Below are 20,329 nucleotides of genomic sequence, written 5' to 3'. Positions count from 1 at the left end.
AGGTTTGATTAAGATTATTGCTCCCAAATACTTTCTAGCAGATAACTACTTAAGAGATCCGGATTTCATGGTTGTGTAATGATTTTATTGTTGATTTTAATCAAGTGTTTGTAGTTTTATTTAGCATATAATTTATATTAATTTATACTTTTACGCTACAGCAAACCAAGCTTCTCTTATTTTTTGGCAAATTCGGCTTGTCATTTCAGTAAATATTTACTCATTGTTCATTTTATTCGTTGCTTAAATAGAATAACTTTGTAGTTGTAGTTAGACTGTTCTTTGGTTTTTTTCTGAAATCCCACTTTTCAACTAAGCAATTCATTTAAATGTTTTTATTTAATTAACCAGTGAAAAAAGTAGTTTTTACATTAGTTTTTTTTAGCTGTTCGCTTAATTTATTTGCTGGAAATCCTGGTCCCAATTACGCGTGTTGGGGATATTTGAATAATAAGTTCTATACCCACTATTTGAAAGATGATACTTATCTCAGTTGGGGTTGGGGCTTAAAATTTCCTTATTATGATAGTGCTTCTGGTGTAATTAATGTCGCATACTACAAGGCCGATTGTAATGAAATTAATCCAAATAATCCCTTTGTATGGACTCCACGTGGAGGTACTTGCTTTATTAATATGAATGGCAGCATATATCAGGGTAATTTAGGGACTATCAATTATGGTAATTTTAACCCATGTAATGTTTCTTTGGATGATTCAATTTGGATATTATATCTTGCATCTGCATTACTTGCTTTTATTGTTTTAACAAAGCAAAAGAAATTGGCTATTTGCAATTAGATAATGCAATGGTAAATATTCAATTCTTTTAATTCCTTTGATGTAATGAACGGATGTTTGATCGAGGTTGATTACTTATTTTGTAGTTGAATTTTTCTTTAATGATCTTTTTGCCTAAACAGTATTAGTTGAAAATGGTATGGCTTAGAGACAGATTTTGAACAAAAGGAACAACGAATCCACAATAGAAGCTCGCTAATTTTATATCGAATCAGTATCGATATGAAATGAAGAGACGCCTGTTTGTCATAATATTATTTTTTTCTTTAAACTCTTTAACTGTATTTGCTCAGGGGACTGTAAATGGATGTCTGATTACATCTTCAAATGTGGTCTACACAAGTAAGGAAGGGTTTCTTGTCAACGAAGTTTTGAAGGTTTTACTAGGTGGTAATGACTCTTATGCTTCAACATCTGGAGTGCCTTTAAGTAGCAATTATTGTTCATGGTCACCGGCACCATCAGGAACTATTAATTGTGGAGTGTGTACAAACTATTCGCTTAATGTATTAGGAGCTGTTACTGGATGTCAATCTGGTGCAATGTTGCAAGGTTATGTTGGTACTTATACTATGGTACAATGCGACCTCGACGACTATACTTGGCTTTTTGGTGCAACTGCCAGTCTCTTTGGCATATTCATAATTAGAAAAAGGAATAAACTTTAGGCTATATTTAGCGCTTTATTACAGATTCTCTTCTGCGTATCGTTCCTTAATTTTTATATTTACCAAGGTTTCGGCTTTCTGATATTTGAAAGCTACAAATCCTGGTTAACAATGAAAATATCCCTCATCACAGTCGTTTATAATGGAGAGAACTATTTGCAAGAGTGTTTTAATTCAGTAAGGGCACAAACTTATGCTGATATAGAATATATTGTAATTGACGGGGGCTCGACAGACAGAACGTTGGAAATTATTCAGGAAAACCGATCTACCATTGATTATTTTGTTTCAGAAAAAGACAAAGGTTTATACGATGCCCTAAATAAAGGCATTAGAAAAGCAACAGGTGAGGTGGTAGGGATTTTAAACGCTGATGATCTGTTTGCAGGAGCTGATGTACTGGCTGCAGTGGCCAAAACCTTCATCAATCGGCCAGAAATAGATGGACTTTATGGCGATCTCAATTACATCCATCCTACAGCGCATCATATTATCAGAACTTGGAAATCAAAGCAGCATGTCTACGCAGATCTAAAAAAAGGTTGGATGCCCGCACACCCTACGCTGTATTTGAAAAGATCGTTATTTAAAAAAAAGGGCGATTATTTCCTGGATTTAGGCACCGCTGCAGATTATGAATTAGTATTACGTTACTTTTATACCCATAAAATAGAAGCGGTATATATGCCAGTATTAATGGTAAATATGCGTACGGGTGGTATAAGTAACAGCTCTTTTAGGAGCAGGATTGCTGCCTTTGTTGATGATTATAAAGCCCTGAAAAGAAACAGTGTGTCTTACCCGCTTTTCGTAGTGATGAGGAAAAAGCTGAGTAAACTTAGTCAATTCTAATTCTTAATTATGGCTTTCTTTGTTTTAAAGATTGCTTTTCAGAAGATACTATCGTTTGTACGGCGTTTACAGTTTGGTAGTGCTATTGGTAATATTTTGCATCAGTTTTATTGATTTTCTGTTACTTGGGATTGACGGACGCTCTTCGTTAAAACCTGTGTATTATTAAAGCAGCCTAGCATAGGGCCTGAAAAATTAAAAATGTATCTATACGATAGGAAAGATTGGGTGGGCTGTCCGCTTAGAAAAACCTCATCCACTTATGATTTTTTAATCAGATTATAGCATTAGCATGATATAAAGTACTTGGTTTGATTTATATCATGTTAAACAATTGTAAAACCTGATTTCTTTGCGGTACAATACTTATATTTGTGTACCGAGTTCATCACGTTTTGCTTAAAGATATTCTGAATACCAACCCACACTATTTCTATATTGCCATATTTATTCTGGCCTTTTCCGCTGTGATCATCAGTATTCCAAGTGTAATTTATACTTCATTAAAATATGGTCTTTTTGATAAAAACGACCTTTACCGTAAAAACCATAAACGTAATATTTCCCGTTTAGGTGGCTTGGCTATTGTGGGCAGTTTTACCGTGAGCATCCTGCTTTTTTCGGCCATAATCAATTTTAAAGAAGCTAATTCTTTAATTGCATCCTGTATTATTCTTTCAGCGCTTGGGCTAAAAGATGATGTTTATGGTACCAATACCAAAACAAAATTTACTTTACAGATTGTAGTGGCCTTTATTCTGGTAATTTTTGGCGCTTTTCGTTTAACTAGTCTGTATGGTGTATTGGGCATAGGCGATATGTCGCCGCTATGGGGAAGTCTTTTTTCAATTGCGTTGATTATTTTCTTGAATAATGCCTTCAATTTGATTGATGGTATAGATGGTTTGGCTGGAGGCATTGGTATATTAACAAGCCTTGTATTCGGTGTTTTATTTTCGTGGATGGGGCAGGTTCCTTATGCACTCATTTCCTTTGCCCTGGCAGGCGCTATTGCAGGCTTTTTAAAGTACAATTGGTTTCCAGCTAAAATATTTATGGGCGATACCGGCGCTCTTATCATTGGGCTTATTTCTGCTGCACTCGCCATTAAATTTATCGAGCTCAATAAATTTATACCAGGAAGTAAACCAGCCTTTTATTCTGCACCTGCAATAGCGGTATCCATATTGATTGTGCCGATTTTCGACTCTCTGAGGGTGTTTACCATCCGTATTTTAAAAGGGTATTCTCCTTTTAAAGGAGATCGCAATCATATCCACCACCGTTTAGAGCGGTTGGGGCTCAAACCCAGCTTGATTGTACTTTCTACTGCCGGATTTAACCTTGCCGTAATCGCAGCAACCATTTTGCTTCAGCATTTCGGAAATTTTATGCTCATTTTTCTCATTATTGGTCTTTGTGTGATGTTAAATACGTCACTTACCTTAATCCTCCTTAAAAGAAGAAGACATTAATTTCCTTATTTTTAAAAATAGGCTGTAAATAGCTACAGTCTTAATTGAAAGCATCTGATCATTTTTATCATCGCATCTCCATCTTCTGGTTTCCTATCTTCATTATGGCAAATTAATACTAATTTTGCGCTCTAATTTTTTATAATCATGAGGCTGGCAATAAATGGTTTTGGTAGAATAGGAAGAACATTTTTACGCTTGGCACTGGCTGAAGGCTTTGAAGTGGTGGCCATTAATGATCTTGCAGAGGCAAAAACAATGGCGCATCTGTTTAAATATGATAGTGTTCATGGGGTTTTTGCAGGTAATGTTTCGGCTAAGCCCGATGCATTGGTGATTGATAACCTTTCGATTCCGGTTTTTGCCATTGCAGCAGCTGATGAGTTGCCATGGTCTGCATTGCGTGTAGATTTAGTGGTTGATTGTACCGGCAGGAACCTGACCAGGTTATCTGCAGAAAAACACATGGCTTCAGGTGCAAAACAGGTCTTGATTTCTGCTCCGGCTGCCGAAGATATTCCCATGGTGGTATTGGGCGTAAACGACGATCAGATTGATTTAAAGAGTCCTGTGTTATCTAATGCCAGCTGTACAACCAATAATATTGCGCCCATGATTAAAATTTTGAATGACAACTGGGGCGTTGAGGAAGGTTATATTACCACCATCCATTCCATGACGGGCGATCAGAATTTGCATGATGCCAACCACAAAGATCTGCGTAGAGCAAGGGCAGCTTCATCTTCTATCATTCCCACTACTACCGGAGCAGCAAAAGCCATTACCCATATTTTTCCCGAATTGGATGGCCGTTTGGGTGGAGCGGGCATCAGGGTTCCGGTTTTAAATGGATCTTTAACTGATTTTACCTGTCTGCTAAAGAAGAAAACCACCATTGAAGAAATTAATTTGGCTTTTAAATATGCTGCAGAAAATGAATTGAAAGATCTTATTCAGTATACCGAAGATCCGATTGTTTCGATCGATATTATCAATAATCCACATTCGTGTATATTCGATTCGCTATTAACATCAATTGTTGGCGATCTGGTTAAAGTAGTGGGCTGGTATGATAATGAATATGGTTACAGCAGCCGTTTAATTGATGTAGTAAAAAAAATAGACGCGCTTTCTGCAAATTAATTTAGGGCTTTTGGGTTGATTTTAATGCCCAATAAACCAGCGCAGGCTGAAAAAATAAGCGCAATAAGCGTTTACTATCTGTATTAAGACCAAATGCACTCCTTTTATGAGTGTATTGCGAAATATTTCCTGGGAAAACACCAACAAATAAGCCTGCGGCAATTTTGCCTATCAAAGCTTTATGTTTTTTGGGTGCTAATACCAATGCGGTGCCTAATGCAATTTCAACAAGACCCGAATATACAACGGTATCGTCTTTTTTTAAAGGTACCCAATCTGGTACCTGTGCCTGGAAAGGTTTGCGCGCAAAAGTTAAATGTCCAATTCCGGCAGTTATTAAACCTGCGCCCAATAATATCCTGGCTGCTGTTTTTATATTTTCTTCTTTCACTTTGTCTACATTAAATTTACAATTCAATATGTTACTTATTGAACTCTTCTTTAGTAAGCAACAAGTAAATCGGAAGTCTGTTTGATGTGATATGTATTTAATGGGCGCATCAGCTATGAAAGTCAGGTAAATCATGTTTACATCAAAATTGCAGCACTTTCTATCCTTTAATATTAGCGTGTTTCAATTGCTTTATTAACTTTGCAAACGTTCTCGGTGCAAGTAATGGCAATATCCCGTTTTGGGTGTCATCTGATGATAATTAAAATATGGTCAAATTTATTCTTCCTGAAGAAGTTCTACCTTTAAGAAGCCTGGTTTTGCGGAATGGCAAACCATTCGAAGCCTGCGTTTTTGAAGGCGACCTGGCCTACGATACCTTTCACCTGGGTTTTGTAAAAGATGGCGAAATAAAATCTATTGCCACATTTATGCGTAACGATTTTTTTCCGGATGAAGGTGAAGGTTATCAGTTACGCGGAATGGCCACACATCCCGATGAAGGTGGTAGGGGATACGGTGCAGCTCTGGTTACCTTTGCTATCGAATACTTGAAAGAATATAAAACCGATTATTTATGGTGCAACGCCCGCTCAACAGCAGCGGCATTTTATAAAAAAATCGGCTTCACTACCGAATCGCCGGAATTTGATATCCCTGGCATCGGTTTCCATTACGAAATGAAATTAAACTTAAATCAAAAATAATTGAACATGAACACCATTGACCAATTTGACTTTAAAGATAAAAAAGCATTAATCAGGGTAGATTTTAACGTGCCTTTGGATGATGAATTTAAAATTACCGACGATAAAAGAATCAGGGCAGCATTACCTACCATTACCAAAATTTTAAAAGATGGCGGTGCGGTTATTTTAATGTCGCACTTAGGTCGCCCAAAAGATGGCCCTACCGATAAATATTCTTTAAAACATATCTTATCTGATTTATCTGCTCTTGTTGGTGTAGATGTTAAGTTTGCTGACGATTGTATTGGCGAAAGTGCAATAAAACAGGCGGCTGGCTTAAAACCGGGTGAAGTTTTATTATTAGAAAACCTTCGTTTTTACAAAGAAGAAGAAAAAGGTGATGTGGCCTTTGCAGAGAAGTTATCAAAATTAGGCGATGTTTATGTAAATGATGCTTTTGGTACGGCGCACCGTGCACATGCTTCCACTTCAATTATTGCACAATTTTTTCCAGACGCAAAATACTTCGGTTATTTAATGGCCTCGGAAGTAGAAAATGCAGAGAAAATTCTGAACCATGCAGAAAGACCTTTTACAGCCATTATGGGCGGTGCAAAAGTATCTGATAAAATTCTTTTGATCGAGAAATTGTTAGATAAGGTAGATAACCTGATTATTGGTGGTGGTATGGCTTATACTTTTGCTAAAGCACAAGGTGGAGAGATTGGTACATCATTGTTAGAAGCTGATAAACAAGAACTTTCTCTAGAATTGATCGAAAAAGCGAAAGCTAAGGGCGTAAATCTGATTTTACCTGTAGATACGGTTATTGCAGATAAATTTGCAAATGATGCCGATAAAAAAGATGTAACCTCAGGACAGATTCCTGCAGACTGGATGGGGTTGGATATCGGTCCGAAATCAGTTGAGTTATTTCAGGAGGTAATTAAAAACTCTAAAACTTTATTATGGAATGGACCTATGGGTGTTTTCGAAATGGAAAGCTTCCAGGTAGGAACCAAGGCTGTGGCTGATGCAGTTGTGGCAGCTACTAAAGATAACGGTGCATTTTCATTGATCGGTGGTGGCGATTCAGCTGCGGCGATTGCCAAATTTGGTATGGAAGATGAAGTAAGTTATGTTTCTACAGGTGGTGGTGCTTTACTCGAATATATGGAAGGTAAAGAATTGCCAGGGGTTAAAGCCATTAATGGATAAACGACAGCATTAAATATTAAAAGGCCTTGCAAATATCTCATTTGCAAGGCCTTTTTGTTTAAATGGATGAAAAATATTGTCATATATAACCCATTGGATTATTAATATTCCTTTAAAGGTATACGGTAGATATTTTTCGCTCATAGCCGTCACCCTGAATTTATTTCAGGGGCTATCTAACAGGAAAGATGCTGACCACGATTAGCTATTACTTCTCACAAAGATTTAGAGAAACTCGTTTTATGATACAGCCAGTACACCTAAAAAATTTCCAATCCTGTATTTAGTAATACAATATATACAGCTAAATAACATACCAAAAACGCCGTTGATAATGCAAAATATCTTGTCACCTTATGGCTGCCCTTTTTAAATGGAAGTAAAAATAGGATGTTGAACATTTCAGATAGTAGGGCGCAAATAAAATTTAAACAGACCATCACGCAGCTAAAAGCCACTACAAAAACGGCTGGCTGAATAATAATTCCAGAAGGCAACCCATATAGTGCCCCCATCACAAAACTAATCGGAAGGATAATCAAAGCATATTTTAATCCCGATTTAAAATTAACCATAAAATATCGGCCTAGTTTAGGAAGTGGCATTTTGATTTTCGCAGGTTTTAATTCTTTTTCAGTTAACGAAGTTTCCGATGCCTCCTCTAAAGCTGCTTGATGTTTTTTATGCTTTTTACCTCTTTTTTGCTTTTGATAACGCGGCCACCAGATGATAAATCCGGTAATAAAAAGTGCCAAAGGCATTAAGCCGGCAATAAGCGCAATAACCTGTGTTGGCCGGCCGCCGAAACTGCCGTAATGGATCGGTGTTAACCAACCCAGGTAAGCATTGCCAACATTTGGAAAATCCCTGCGGCTATTCAATAAAACTTTACCCGTATATTGATCAATAACCAACATTTCTCTTTTTCCTTGTTTAGGCAGGTTTCCGCTCAGGATATCTAAACGGTAAGTCCCTGTTTTATTCGCTGGAAAGGCTATTCCCCCAATATAACCTTCAGGCATTTTTTCCTTTACTGCAGCAACAATCTGGGTTAGCGGAAGGGGTACTGCCTGTGCATGCCATGCCGATTTAGCACCTAAGAGTTGGGCAACTCCCTGAGGCGATTTTCCGCTAAGTAAAAACAACAGTGGAATAACAAGCGTAGAAAAAGTAATAGAAAACCCTGTAAGGCTGAGTATTGCCACAATAGGAGAGGAATAAAAGCCCAGCGAATTGTGCCAATCGTAATTTTGCCGTTTAAATGATCCGCTAAACCTTACTGTGAGCACTGATTTTAATTGCTTCCATTTCTTTGGGATCCATAAACGCAGACCTGAGATTGTCAGGATCAAAAGGCAGAGTGAGGCAAGTCCGCAAATATACCTTCCAGCAACCGGAATCAGCAATGTTCGGTGCAGTTCGGTAACCACATGAATAAAAGAACTCGTATGTATTCTTTTGCCACCCATTTTTCCGGTATAGGGATTAATAAAAGTTTCCTCATTACTTTTTAAATTCATTACGCTATAAGCTTCGTTGGGATTTTTGAAGTTATTTAGCATCAGGTAATCGATTTTTAGCTTGGGATAGTTCTTTTTTATGAGTGGCACAATTTCTTCCACCGGCATCTTTTGCTTTTGTGCAATCACCTCAAATAAATCTGGATTCAGGGCCCTGTCAATCTCATCCTGAAAAACTAGAATGCTCCCTGTAAGACCCACAAAAGCAACAATTGCCCCTGCAATAATGCCAATGTAAAGATGCCATTTACCAAACCATCTTTTTTGGTGCTTGGCCCAGTTCAGTTTTTTAGAATTCGGTTCTGATTTCATTTTTGAGCGTAGCATTCCAGTGGTGCAATATTGTTTAGTTTACGCCTACAAAGAAATCGTTTTAATTTTTGATGTGCAAATTATATTTAATAAGTCTAAATAATAAAGAAATTGATGTAAGCGAATAAGTAAACAAGGCTATAGCTCGTTTTTCTGTTTGCCTTATTTTTCTAAAATGCAATTTGTTTAGTGGGGTTTAATGGTAAGCTTTCAGATGAGGATCAAATTAGTGCATATTGCGAATAGTATAAGTTTTTAAGACGCTCATTTTTAGTGTTATTTAGGTTTTAAGTTAGAAAATGGGCGAACGTGACACTTTTATTTAATTTGTTTTTAACTTGTTTGTTATCAGGTATTAATGGTTTCTGTGTTGCGTACTTATGCTTATTGTAGCTATATTAGGAGACCATAATTGTAACAAAAAAGATGTGGAAAACTTTTTTGTGGTAAAAAGTGGTAAAAAGTGGTAGAACTATTTACTTTTACACTAGATAAAAAGTGTAGATACCACTATGACCCAACTTTTAGGAGAATTCGATTGTAAACTTGACGCAAAGGGCCGCCTTATGGTACCTGCTGCGCTTAAGAAACAATTGCCTGAATCTGAGAAAGAAGGGTTAATTATTAACCGAGGTTTTGAAAAAAACCTGGTCATCTATCCAAAAAAAGTTTGGGATGCTGTTGTAGCCGATCTGTCTAAGCTTAATATTTACGATCAGGAAAACCGTGCTTTTGTGAGGGCTTTTACGCGTGGAGCAACCGAGCTTTCCCTTGATGCTGCTGGTAGAGTGCTTTTGCCGAAATCACTGGTTGATTATGCAGGTATTGGTAGTGATCTGGTGTTGGCCTGTCAGTTAGATCGTATTGAGGTTTGGGACAAAAAATCTTACGAAGATATTTTTGATGATGTGCCGGCTAATTTTGCCAGCCTTGCCCAAAAGGTAATGGGTGATAAGAAAGGAGGGGGCGATGGAGAATAATTACCATGTGCCTGTGATGTTGCAGCCTTGTATTGATGGCTTAAATATTAAACCTGATGGGGTTTATGTTGATGTAACCTTTGGTGGTGGTGGTCATTCTAAAGAAATTTTAAAACATCTTGGTCCAAATGGAAGGTTAATCGCTTTTGATCAGGATCCTGACGCTCAGGCAAATGTTCCTGCAGATGATCGTTTTGTTTTTATCGATCAGAATTTTGGTTTTCTGAGAAATAACCTCCGTTTAAAAGGCTTTAGGCAAGTTGATGGTATCCTGGCTGATTTGGGGGTTTCTTCCCATCAGTTTGATGTGCCTGAACGTGGTTTTTCAATCCGTCATAACGCCGATTTGGATATGCGTATGGATCAGCACCGTAATTTAACGGCTGCTGAAATATTGAATACCTATTCTGAAGATAAGCTGCATAAAATATTTGGAATTTACGGTGAGGTTAAAAATGCGAAATCATTAGCGCGTGCTATTGTGACTGCTCGTTTAGAGCAGCAGTTTACTGATATCAATAGCCTTAAATCAGCTATATCTGCCTATATCCCTAAAGGAAAAGAAAATAAATACCTGGCGCAGGTTTTTCAGGCGCTTAGGATAGAGGTTAATGCAGAAATCCAGGTGCTTGAAGATTTTTTGCAACAAGCGGCCGAAGTGTTAAAACCTGGTGGTCATTTGGTGGTCATGTCCTATCATTCATTAGAAGACAGGCCGGTTAAAAACTTCATGGCGAAAGGAAAATTTCAGGGTGAGGTAGAAAAAGATTTCTTCGGAAATCAACAAAAGCCATTTAATGTAATTACGCGTAAGGCGATTGTTGCCACTGATGAGGAGATTGCGCAAAACAATCGTGCCCGCAGTGCGAAACTTAGAATTGCAGAAAAAATATGAACAGGTTTAGAGAGGAGATAGAAGAAGAGGAAGTTGGACCTGAGCCAGAGTTAAAAGTTGCGCCTAAAAAGCCAAAAACTGCTGAAGAGAAGATGGATAGCAACTCTTTCATCAGCAAGCTTTTTAATGATGGGTTGGTAAGTAAAGAGGCGGCAACTGATGCCTTGCCTTATTTGTGCTTTCTGGCTTTTTTAGGGATGATTTATATCGCCAATAGCCACTTTGCTGTAAACAATGTACGCCGTATTGATAAATTAAATAAAGAAGTAAAAGAATTAAGATGGGAGTATAAATCCCTTAAAGCCGACCTGATGTTCAAGAGTAAATTGACGGAGGTTGCTAAAAAGGTAGATACCCTTGGGATAAAAGAACTGATTGAACCACCAAAAAAAATAATTGTTAAAAGCGATGAATATTAGAGCAAACATCTTGCTTCGTGTATATCTGGCATTTGGCTTAATTGTGCTTTTTGCTTTCGCGGTGTTTTTACGCCTCGGTCAGGTGCAGTTTGTACAGGGGAAAAAATGGAAAGCCATGGCAGATAGTCTTTCTACACGTTATGTAAATGTGGAGGCTACCCGTGGGAATATTTATTCTAACGACGGGAGTTTGCTGGCAACTTCGATACCGGAATACGAGCTGCGTATGGATATGTTTGCCGGCGGTATTGCAGATGATAAGGTATTTAATGAAAAAGTAGATTCGCTGGGATATAAATTATCGCAGATTTTTCAGGATAAAACCGCGAAGGAATATGCCCGTTACCTGCGTAAAGGTCGCCAGGATAGTGCGCGTTATTTGTTAATTCACCGTAAAGTAGGTTACGCCGATCTTAAAACGATCAGAACTTTTCCGCTTTATAATATTGGTAAGTTTAGTGGCGGTTTAATTGCTGTACAGCAAAATAAACGGATTCTTCCTTTTCAGGCTTTGGCAGCACGTACCATTGGTTATAAAAACGAAAATGTGGCTAACGGTGTAGGTTTAGAGGGTGCATACAAAGAATATATCAATGGTGAAACCGGAAAAAGGCTGATGCAACGCATTGCAGGAGGGGTTTATATCCCGGTAAACGAAGAAGCAGAGGTTGCGCCAAAAGATGGTGCTGATATTATCTCGACTATTGACGTAAACATGCAGGATCTGGCGCAAAGTGCATTAGAAAAACAGCTGATCAAATCGCAGGCCGATCATGGTACGGTGATATTGATGGAGGTTGCAACCGGCGAAATCCGTGCAGTAGCCAATTTCTCTAAAGTAGAAGAAGGGGTATATAAAGAGAAGTTTAATTATGCCATTGCCGGTAATCAGGATCCTGGGTCGACTTTCAAATTGGCTTCTTATATGGCGCTTTTAGAAGATAAATTGATCGATACGAATACCATGATCGGGACTGGTTATTACCAGATTCCAGGAAAATTGATCACAGATTCACATCCGAAAATTGAAACGGTTACCGCAAAAAAAGCCTTTGAAACGTCTTCCAATGCTGCAATTGCAAAGCTGATCAACACGCATTATGGTAACGATCCGATAAAATTTACCGATCACTTGTATGATTGGCACCTGAATAAAAAAATGGATCTACAGATTCCTGGTGAGGCAATGCCGGTGGTTAAAAATCCTAAAACAAACAAAAGCTGGAATAAAAACATGACCCTTCCTCAAATGGCTTATGGTTATGAAATGCAGTTAACTCCATTGAAAATGCTGACCCTGTATAATGCGGTAGCTAATAATGGTAAGATGGTGCAACCGATCTTTGTAAAAGAGATCAGAAGGTTGGGCAACCCGATTGAACAGTTCAAAGCCAGGGTAATTAATGATAAAATCTGTTCGGATGTTACCTTGAGTAAAATCAAGAAAATGCTTGAAGGAGTGGTAACAGAAGGTAGTGGAAAGCAGGTGGTTTATAATCCATTATATCCGATTGCGGGTAAAACGGGTACTGCCCAGGTGGCTGATGCGAATAAGGGGTATAAAGCTAATAAGCAATATCAGGCTTCTTTTGTGGGGTATTTTCCGGCTGATAAGCCTAAGTATTCCTTGATCGTAGTAATCAACGATCCAAAGGGTGCTTATTATGGTGCTACGGTTTCGGGACCGGTGTTTAGGGAAATTTCTGACCGGATTTATGCCAGCGACATGCAGATGTACAATGATGTGCCTACGCGTTTGGTTGGTAATACCGGAACGCCGCCAACAAAAGCCGGACAGAGTAAGGCAACTCAGAAAGTATATAGGGCATTTGGATTTAAGCCGCTTTTTGCTTCTAAATCCGAGTATTACAATATTATAGATACCAGTGCAGGAACAATTTTTCAGGAAAATAACGAACGTAAAGGTGTAATGCCGAACGTGGCTGGGATGGGCTTGAAAGATGCCTTGTATCTTTTAGGTAATGCTGGTTTAAAAACAAAGGTTTTCGGGTCTGGCAAAGTAATCAGCCAGTCTATAGCTGCTGGTACAAAAGTGGGCAAAGGATTAGGCGTACAGATAGAGTTGAATTAAGGTGGAAGGTAAAAAGGTTTAAGGTCTTAATACTTGATTCTAAATACTTGATACTAAAAAGAAAAAAAATGCAATTACAAGATTTACTTTATGGCGTAACGATTAAAGAATTGGTTGGTAAAACCGATAGGCAGATCAATGCATTGAATTTCGATTCGCGTAAGGTAGGTAAAGATGATATCTTTTTTGCGATAGTGGGTACTTTGGCTGATGGGCATCAATTTATTAAGCAGACCGTTCAGCAAGGTGCAGGTGTAATTGTATGTGAGAATCTGCCAGAGATCGATGATTATACCGTAACCTATGTTAAAGTAGAAAATACTTCGGTGGCTTTGGGGATCATGGCCGGCAATTATTTTGGAAATCCATCAGCAGATTTAAAACTGATCGGTATTACCGGAACAAACGGCAAAACCACCATTGCGACCATTCTTTTTAAATTATTTAAAGATTTAGGTTATAAAACCGGTCTTTTATCAACCGTAGAGAATTATATTAATGATACTGTAGTACCTGCTACACATACTACACCGAACCCAATTGCCTTAAACCAGCTTTTGAGGGATATGGTAAATGCAGGTTGCGACTATTGTTTCATGGAAGTGAGTTCGCATGCAGTAGCACAACACCGGATTGAAGGCTTGACTTTCTCGGGCGGAGTGTTTTCGAATTTAACGCATGACCATCTAGATTTTCATAAAACTTTTGATGCTTACCTGAAAGCCAAAAAGGCATTTTTTGATATGTTGCCTAAAACGGCATTTGCATTGACCAATATCGACGATAAAAATGGTATGGTGATGTTGCAGAATACCAAAGCACATAAAAAGACCTATGCGCTTAAACAACTGGCCGATTTTAAAGCGAAAATTATTGAAAATCAGTTTAGTGGCTTGCATTTAGATATCGATAATGAGGATGTATACTTTAAGTTGGTAGGTTCTTTTAATGCCTATAACCTATTGGCTGTTTACGGAACCGCAATTTTATTGGAGCAGGATAAACTGAAAGTGCTCACGATGTTGAGCCGTTTGTCAGGTGCTGAAGGAAGGTTTGATTATATCACTTCTGCTGATAAGATTATTGGTATTGTAGATTATGCGCATACGCCAGATGCCGTTCAGAATGTATTAAGTACCATTGCCAATATCCGCAAAGGAACCGAACAGGTAATTACGGTAATCGGATGCGGTGGAGACCGTGACAAAACCAAACGACCAATTATGGCTCAGGTGGCCTGCGATTGGAGCGATAAGGTAATTCTAACCTCTGATAATCCGCGAACGGAAGATGCCCAAACCATTATTAAAGATATGGAAGCTGGCGTTTCGCCTACAAATAAGCGTAAAACATTATCCATTTTAGACAGAAAAGAAGCTATAAAAACGGCCTGTCATTTAGCGCAGCCAGGAGATATTATTCTTGTAGCGGGCAAAGGGCATGAGAAGTACCAGGAGATTAATGGCGTAAGGAACCATTTTGATGATAAAGAAATTTTACTTGAACAATTAAAACCAATCAGCTAATGTTATATTTATTATTCGAATACCTGCATAAGCATTATGATATACCTGGGTTAAGGTTGTTTCAGTACATCACTTTCCGTGCATCTATCTCTATTATTCTTTCATTGGTTATTACCACCGTCTACGGTCGCAGGCTAATTGATTATCTGCATAAAAAACAGGTTGGAGAAACCGTAAGGAATTTAGGTTTAGAAGGCCAGATGCAAAAACAAGGTACACCAACCATGGGGGGTATAATTATTTTGCTTGGTATTCTTATACCAACATTGTTATTTGCCAATATTTCAAATATCTACGTTATCCTGATGATCATTACCACCATCTGGATGGGGGCAATCGGGTTTTTGGATGATTATATTAAAGTATTCAAAAAAAACAAAGAAGGTTTAGCTGGTCGCTTTAAAGTTGTTGGTCAGGTGGGTTTGGGTTTAATTGTTGGCACCACCATGTATTTTCACCCTAATATTGTGGTGAGAGAAACTGTTCAGGATAATGTTAAAAGTACTTCTACAGTTCCGATGGTATTGCGTCAGAAAGGCGAAACCTTTTATTATACGCAAGATGTAAAATCGACCAAAACCAATATGCCTTTTTATAAGAATAATGAGTTCGATTATGCCAAGGTATTGAAATTTTTAGGCGGCGATTATCAGAAATATGCATTTATCATATTCCTCATTTTTACGGTATTTATCATTACTGCAGTTTCAAACGGCGCCAATATTACCGATGGTATTGATGGGCTTGCTACGGGTACTTCTGCTGTAATTGGCATTACACTGGGGATTTTGGCATATGTATCAGGTAATACCATCATGGCCGATTACCTGAATATCATGTATATCCCAAATTCAGCAGAGTTGATGATTTTTGCCGGTGCATTTGTTGGTGCATGCGTGGGTTTCCTTTGGTATAACTCTTACCCCGCTCAGATTTTTATGGGCGATACCGGAAGTTTGGCCATTGGGGGGATCATTGCCGCATTTGCACTCATGATCCGTAAAGAGCTTTTGATCCCGATTTTATGCGGAATATTCCTGGTAGAACTGGTTTCTGTAATTATGCAGGTTTCTTACTTCAAATACACCAAGAAGAAATTTGGAGAAGGCCGCAGGATTTTCCTGATGTCGCCCTTACACCACCATTACCAGAAAAAAGGATATCACGAAGCTAAAATTGTTACCCGCTTCTGGATTATTGGAATCATGCTTGCAATTATGACCATAGTAACATTGAAGTTGAGATAGAGGGTTAAAAGGGTTAGGGCATAGGGTTTAGTGGTTAATACCGAAAGGCTAAAGTAAAAAGAGAATAATAAAAAATATAATGTAGAGGTTTCAGTCTGGATACTCACTACTAGATACTAAAATAAGAATGAGCACAAATACGATCACATCAAGCAATACTAAGTCAGCAATGGCAGGGCGGGGTCGTGTGGTTATTCTTGGTGCCGGCGAAAGTGGGGTAGGTGCAGCAAAGCTAGCGCAAGCCAAAGGTTTCGAGGTATTTGTTTCAGATTATGGAGTAATTGCTGATCAGTATAAAGCTGCATTAGAAAAGCTTGGCGTACCCTTCGAAGCTGAAAAGCATACCGAAGAATTAATTCTGAATGCAACTGAAGTAATTAAAAGTCCAGGTATTCCGCCAACAGCGCCAATGGTTAAAAAGCTGGTAGCTCAGGGTATTCCGGTGATTTCAGAGATTGAATTTGCTAAAAGATATACCCATGCCAAAACCATTTGCATTACAGGCTCCAACGGTAAATCAACCACAAGCTTATTAACCTATCATATCTTAAAAAATGCTGGTTTAAATGTAGGTTTAGCAGGTAATATTGGGCAGAGTTTTGCCGCACAGGTGGCTACAGAAGATTATGAATATTATGTGCTGGAAATCTCGAGTTTTATGCTGGATGATATGTTTCAGTTTAAGGCAGACATTGCCGTTCTATTAAACATTACACCCGATCATTTAGATCGATATGATTACAAATTGGAGAATTATGCAGCATCAAAAATGCGTATCATTCAAAACCAGACGGCAGATGATGTTTTCATTTATTGTGCAGATGATGAGGAAAGCCTGAAAGCCATGGCTATTGCTAAACCTCTTGCCAAAACTTATCCTTTTTCTATTGTTAAGCCAGTGGAAACAGGTGCTTATTTAGAAGAGAACACTTTACATATCCTTACAGAACCTAATAACCAACTAACCATGTCTATTTTAGATTTAGCCTTACAGGGCAAGCACAACATTTACAATTCTATGGCCTCAGGCATTGTCTCTAAAGTTTTAGAATTAAGAAATGAGACCATTCGCGAGAGCATGGGTAATTTCAAGAATATTGAGCATAGGTTAGAGCATGTAGCCAAAATTTCGGGTATCGATTTTATCAACGATAGTAAAGCCACAAATGTAAATTCTACCTGGTATGCTTTGGAAAGTATGACCAGCGATGTTGTGCTGATTATGGGGGGTGTTGATAAAGGCAACGATTACAATATGCTTAAGGATCTGGTTAAAAGTAAAGTAAAAGCTATTGTGTGCTTGGGTAAAGATAATAAACGTATTCATGATGCTTTTGAGGATGATGTGGAGATTATTGTAAATACTTTTTCTGCAGAAGAAGCAGCGCAGATTGCTTTTCATTTGGCTAAACGTGGTGATGCAGTATTGTTATCTCCTGCATGTGCAAGTTTTGATTTGTTTAAAAATTACGAAGACCGCGGTAACCAGTTTAAGGCGGCCGTAAGAGAATTATAATAGGAGGCTCAATATATGTTGCAGGCACTGCTTAATAAAACAAAAGGAGATAGATGGATCTGGTTGATCATCATCCTGCTTTCGCTTATATCTGTAATGGCGGTGTATAGCGCAACGGGTACTTTGGCATATAAAAAAGGAGAAGCTGTAGAAAAACTTTTGCTTACCAAACACCTCATTTTTGTATTGCTCGGTATAGGTATGATTTATATTGCCCACCTGCTCGATTATCGCTATTATGCGGGTATTTCGAAGGTGCTGATGATTGTAACCATTCCTTTGCTGTTTTATACCTTAATATTTGGTACCAACTTAAACGATGCTTCGAGGTGGGTTAAAATACCGGTTATCGGATTAACCTTTCAAACTTCCGATTTGGCAAAACTGGCATTAATTACTTTTTTGGCCCGGATGCTCACCAAAAAGCAAGAAAACATTAAGAACGTTAAAGAGTCATTTATACCAATTATGGGATCGGTTTGTGTGGTATTTGTTTTAATCGCACTGGCCAATTTATCTACAGCATTAATGCTGTTTGGTGTAAGTATATTGCTGTTAATTATCGGTAGGATCAGTATTAAACAGATCGCGATTGTTTGCGCGGGAGGTTTTGTCCTGTTGTTGTTCGTTTTCTTTTTAGGACCAAGGAGAAAAACCTACATGTCGCGTATCAATACGTTTATGCATCCCGAAATGCAGCATTCAGATAAAACTTTCCAGGCAGATCAGGCAAAAATTGCCTTGGCTACTGGTGGTGTTTTTGGTAAAGGACCAGGTAATAGTACACAACGCAATTTCCTACCACACCCGTATTCCGATTTTATTTTCGCCATTATTATTGAAGAATGGGGAACTGTGGGAGGAATTGTAATCATGATACTATACCTGGTGCTTTTATACCGGTGTATCAAGATTGTAACGCGGGCACCCAAGGCTTTCGGCGCGCTGCTGGCGGCCGGGCTAAGTTTCAGTCTAACCATTCAGGCTTTTGCAAATATGGCAGTGGCAGTTGGTTTAGGTCCTGTAACCGGGGTTCCATTACCATTGGTAAGCATGGGGGGTACCTCAATGATCTTTACCAGTGTGGCCTTCGGCATTATTTTAAGTGTAAGCCGCGATGTAGAAGAAAATGCAAGTGCAGCAACAAAAGAGGATAAAGAAAAAGTAAAAAATAAAGTGATAGTTGGAGAGATACCTGCTATGGCTTAATAAGGTTGAAGGTAGGAAGGTTGAAGGTGTAGGGTTGAGCGTTGGAATGTTTAGAGAATTGAAAGGTTGAAAAGTTAAACCAAGGCCCTAAAATACGTTGTGTCTAAGTGCCCTGGTGGTAAAATATACTTAGTGCGCTTTGCGAAAACTTTGCGCGCTTTGCGGTTAAAAATTAAAACTCAGTGCCCTCTGTGAGAACTCAGTGCATTTGGTGGTAAAAATAGATAAATAATTAAAATGAATAATTCCCCAAAAATTATCATATCAGGTGGTGGCACCGGCGGGCATATTTTTCCCGCCGTAGCCATAGCCAATGCGCTAAAACGCATGGTGCCAACCTGTGAAATCTTGTTTGTGGGTGCAATAGGCCGCATGGAAATGGAAAAAGTTCCTGCAGCCGGATATAAAATTATAGGCTTAAATATTAGTGGGATGCAACGTGGCTCGATTATTAAAAATCTGGCACTTCCGCTAAAGGTTATCGGTAGTGTGCGTAAAGCCATCCAGATAATTAATGATTTTAAGCCCGATGCCGTAGTGGGCGTTGGCGGTTATGCATCAGGACCACTATTATATGCAGCTTCTTTAAAGGGGATTCCTTACCTCATCCAGGAACAGAATTCTTATGCTGGGATAACCAATAAGTGGTTAGGTAAAAAGGCTTCAAAAATCTGTGTCGCTTTTGATGACATGGATCAGTTTTTTCCGGCCGATAGGATTTTGAAAACAGGAAATCCGGTACGCCAGGAAGTGGTTGATATTAAAGGGAAGCACCATGCAGGAGCGGAGCTCTTAAAACTAGATCCATTGAAAAAGACCATTATGGTTACCGGTGGAAGTTTAGGTGCGGGAACGCTGAACAAGGCAATTGAAAAACACCTGCCTGAGATTCTTGCACAAGATGTGCAGGTGATCTGGCAAACAGGCAAGTATTACTATAAAGGGATTATAGAAAGATTGGGTTTAGCATATCACCCCAATGTTCGGATCCTGGAGTTTTTAAATAAAATGGATCTGGCTTATGCCGCTGCAGATGTAATCATCAGCCGTGCAGGGGCGGGAACCATAGCAGAGCTTTGTTTGATTAAAAAACCAGTAATCCTGGTGCCTTCGCCAAATGTAGCAGAAGACCATCAAACTAAAAATGCGATGGCCTTGGTTAAAAATGGAGCAGCAATATTAATTAACGACCGCTCTGCAGAAGATACGCTCGTAAAGGAAGCGCTGGCATTGCTAACAAATAAAGAACAGTGCGAAACGTTAGCTCACAACCTGGCAAAGATGGCATTGCCAATGGCAGATGAAATTATTGCCGGGGAAGTATTGAAATTGATTAAATAAGAAATATGAGAAACTAGATGTGAGATTTGAGATTAG

17 protein-coding genes are annotated in these 20,329 nt (G+C 38.6%); 15 read left to right on the top strand and 2 right to left on the bottom strand.

Annotation, left to right across the window (positions count from 1 at the left end):
• Positions 1–350: 350 nt before the first annotated feature.
• The 4 genes from OQX63_RS03695 (at position 351) to gap (ending at position 4,938) form a co-directional block, all read left to right on the top strand.
• Positions 351–800: a hypothetical protein gene (locus tag OQX63_RS03695; RefSeq protein ID WP_265849533.1), complete on the top strand. Its 450-nt coding sequence runs from the start codon at positions 351–353 to the stop codon at positions 798–800.
• A 779-nt stretch (positions 801–1,579) separates the two neighbouring features.
• Positions 1,580–2,320: a glycosyltransferase family 2 protein gene (locus OQX63_RS03690; RefSeq protein ID WP_265849532.1), complete on the top strand. Its 741-nt coding sequence runs from the start codon at positions 1,580–1,582 to the stop codon at positions 2,318–2,320.
• Between the two features lie 374 nt (positions 2,321–2,694).
• Positions 2,695–3,795, top strand: a complete 1,101-nt coding sequence (locus OQX63_RS03685) for an MraY family glycosyltransferase (RefSeq protein ID WP_265849531.1) — start codon at positions 2,695–2,697, stop codon at positions 3,793–3,795.
• A 147-nt stretch (positions 3,796–3,942) separates the two neighbouring features.
• Positions 3,943–4,938, top strand: a complete 996-nt coding sequence (gap, locus tag OQX63_RS03680) for a type I glyceraldehyde-3-phosphate dehydrogenase (protein WP_265849530.1) — start codon at positions 3,943–3,945, stop codon at positions 4,936–4,938.
• A gap of 1 nt (position 4,939) precedes the next feature.
• Here the strand turns inward: gap and OQX63_RS03675 are convergent, their stop codons facing one another.
• Positions 4,940–5,356 carry a hypothetical protein gene (locus OQX63_RS03675; protein ID WP_265849529.1) on the bottom strand — a complete coding sequence of 139 codons (417 nt, stop codon included), beginning with the start codon at positions 5,354–5,356 and terminating at the stop codon, positions 4,940–4,942.
• 242 nt (positions 5,357–5,598) lie between these two features.
• Between OQX63_RS03675 and OQX63_RS03670 the strand changes: the two genes are divergently transcribed.
• Positions 5,599–6,036: a GNAT family N-acetyltransferase gene (locus tag OQX63_RS03670; RefSeq protein ID WP_265849528.1), complete on the top strand. Its 438-nt coding sequence runs from the start codon at positions 5,599–5,601 to the stop codon at positions 6,034–6,036.
• A 6-nt stretch (positions 6,037–6,042) separates the two neighbouring features.
• Positions 6,043–7,236 carry a phosphoglycerate kinase gene (locus OQX63_RS03665; protein ID WP_265849527.1) on the top strand — a complete coding sequence of 398 codons (1,194 nt, stop codon included), beginning with the start codon at positions 6,043–6,045 and terminating at the stop codon, positions 7,234–7,236.
• A gap of 260 nt (positions 7,237–7,496) precedes the next feature.
• Here the strand turns inward: OQX63_RS03665 and OQX63_RS03660 are convergent, their stop codons facing one another.
• Positions 7,497–9,068, bottom strand: coding sequence for a PepSY-associated TM helix domain-containing protein (locus OQX63_RS03660; protein WP_265849526.1), 1,572 nt, complete (start codon positions 9,066–9,068; stop codon positions 7,497–7,499).
• A 512-nt stretch (positions 9,069–9,580) separates the two neighbouring features.
• On the opposite strand from OQX63_RS03660, the gene mraZ reads away from it, so the two are divergent.
• The 9 genes from mraZ (at position 9,581) to murG (ending at position 20,293) form a co-directional block, all read left to right on the top strand.
• Positions 9,581–10,048, top strand: coding sequence for a division/cell wall cluster transcriptional repressor MraZ (gene mraZ / locus OQX63_RS03655; RefSeq protein WP_265849525.1), 468 nt, complete (start codon positions 9,581–9,583; stop codon positions 10,046–10,048).
• Positions 10,038–10,943 (top strand): 16S rRNA (cytosine(1402)-N(4))-methyltransferase RsmH, encoded by a 906-nt coding sequence (rsmH, locus tag OQX63_RS03650; protein WP_265849524.1) that lies wholly within the window; start codon positions 10,038–10,040, stop codon positions 10,941–10,943. The genes mraZ and rsmH overlap by 11 nt, the downstream gene beginning before the upstream one ends.
• Positions 10,940–11,362 carry an FtsL-like putative cell division protein gene (locus tag OQX63_RS03645; RefSeq protein ID WP_265849523.1) on the top strand — a complete coding sequence of 141 codons (423 nt, stop codon included), beginning with the start codon at positions 10,940–10,942 and terminating at the stop codon, positions 11,360–11,362. Before rsmH ends, OQX63_RS03645 begins: the two co-directional genes overlap by 4 nt.
• Entirely contained in the window at positions 11,352–13,454 is a 2,103-nt protein-coding gene (locus OQX63_RS03640; RefSeq protein WP_265849522.1) for a penicillin-binding protein, read from the top strand. The genes OQX63_RS03645 and OQX63_RS03640 overlap by 11 nt, the downstream gene beginning before the upstream one ends.
• A 68-nt stretch (positions 13,455–13,522) precedes the next feature.
• A complete protein-coding gene (locus OQX63_RS03635) occupies positions 13,523–14,980 on the top strand; it encodes a UDP-N-acetylmuramoyl-L-alanyl-D-glutamate--2,6-diaminopimelate ligase (RefSeq protein ID WP_265849521.1) in 1,458 nt (485 codons plus the stop codon).
• Positions 14,980–16,227, top strand: a complete 1,248-nt coding sequence (mraY, locus tag OQX63_RS03630) for a phospho-N-acetylmuramoyl-pentapeptide-transferase (RefSeq protein WP_205056698.1) — start codon at positions 14,980–14,982, stop codon at positions 16,225–16,227. Before OQX63_RS03635 ends, mraY begins: the two co-directional genes overlap by 1 nt.
• Before the next feature lie 127 nt (positions 16,228–16,354).
• Positions 16,355–17,743, top strand: a complete 1,389-nt coding sequence (gene murD / locus OQX63_RS03625) for a UDP-N-acetylmuramoyl-L-alanine--D-glutamate ligase (RefSeq protein ID WP_265849520.1) — start codon at positions 16,355–16,357, stop codon at positions 17,741–17,743.
• A gap of 15 nt (positions 17,744–17,758) precedes the next feature.
• The gene (locus tag OQX63_RS03620; protein ID WP_265849519.1) at positions 17,759–18,952 is read left to right on the top strand and encodes an FtsW/RodA/SpoVE family cell cycle protein; all 1,194 of its coding nucleotides are present in this window, start codon (positions 17,759–17,761) and stop codon (positions 18,950–18,952) included.
• A 237-nt stretch (positions 18,953–19,189) separates the two neighbouring features.
• On the top strand, positions 19,190–20,293 hold the full coding sequence (gene murG / locus OQX63_RS03615) for an undecaprenyldiphospho-muramoylpentapeptide beta-N-acetylglucosaminyltransferase (protein WP_265849518.1): 1,104 nt from the start codon (positions 19,190–19,192) through the stop codon (positions 20,291–20,293).
• Positions 20,294–20,329: the final 36 nt, after the last annotated feature.

This window comes from Pedobacter sp. PF22-3 (genome assembly GCF_026239555.1).
Taxonomy (GTDB): domain Bacteria; phylum Bacteroidota; class Bacteroidia; order Sphingobacteriales; family Sphingobacteriaceae; genus Pedobacter.
This window is presented reverse-complemented; position numbering and strand designations above follow the sequence as displayed.

Excerpts from the sequence above, each read along its gene's own strand:
- mraY (WP_205056698.1), top strand. The coding sequence starts at position 14,980 with ATGTTATATTTATTATTCGAATACCTGCATAAGCATTATGATATACCT.
- OQX63_RS03620 (WP_265849519.1), top strand. The coding sequence starts at position 17,759 with ATGTTGCAGGCACTGCTTAATAAAACAAAAGGAGATAGATGGATCTGG.
- OQX63_RS03670 (WP_265849528.1), top strand. The coding sequence starts at position 5,599 with ATGGTCAAATTTATTCTTCCTGAAGAAGTTCTACCTTTAAGAAGCCTG.
- gap (WP_265849530.1), top strand. The coding sequence starts at position 3,943 with ATGAGGCTGGCAATAAATGGTTTTGGTAGAATAGGAAGAACATTTTTA.
- OQX63_RS03635 (WP_265849521.1), top strand. The coding sequence starts at position 13,523 with ATGCAATTACAAGATTTACTTTATGGCGTAACGATTAAAGAATTGGTT.
- murD (WP_265849520.1), top strand. The coding sequence starts at position 16,355 with ATGAGCACAAATACGATCACATCAAGCAATACTAAGTCAGCAATGGCA.
- OQX63_RS03660 (WP_265849526.1), bottom strand. The coding sequence starts at position 9,068 with ATGAAATCAGAACCGAATTCTAAAAAACTGAACTGGGCCAAGCACCAA.
- mraZ (WP_265849525.1), top strand. The coding sequence starts at position 9,581 with ATGACCCAACTTTTAGGAGAATTCGATTGTAAACTTGACGCAAAGGGC.
- OQX63_RS03690 (WP_265849532.1), top strand. The coding sequence starts at position 1,580 with ATGAAAATATCCCTCATCACAGTCGTTTATAATGGAGAGAACTATTTG.
- OQX63_RS03645 (WP_265849523.1), top strand. The coding sequence starts at position 10,940 with ATGAACAGGTTTAGAGAGGAGATAGAAGAAGAGGAAGTTGGACCTGAG.
- OQX63_RS03640 (WP_265849522.1), top strand. The coding sequence starts at position 11,352 with ATGAATATTAGAGCAAACATCTTGCTTCGTGTATATCTGGCATTTGGC.
- murG (WP_265849518.1), top strand. The coding sequence starts at position 19,190 with ATGAATAATTCCCCAAAAATTATCATATCAGGTGGTGGCACCGGCGGG.
- rsmH (WP_265849524.1), top strand. The coding sequence starts at position 10,038 with ATGGAGAATAATTACCATGTGCCTGTGATGTTGCAGCCTTGTATTGAT.
- OQX63_RS03665 (WP_265849527.1), top strand. The coding sequence starts at position 6,043 with ATGAACACCATTGACCAATTTGACTTTAAAGATAAAAAAGCATTAATC.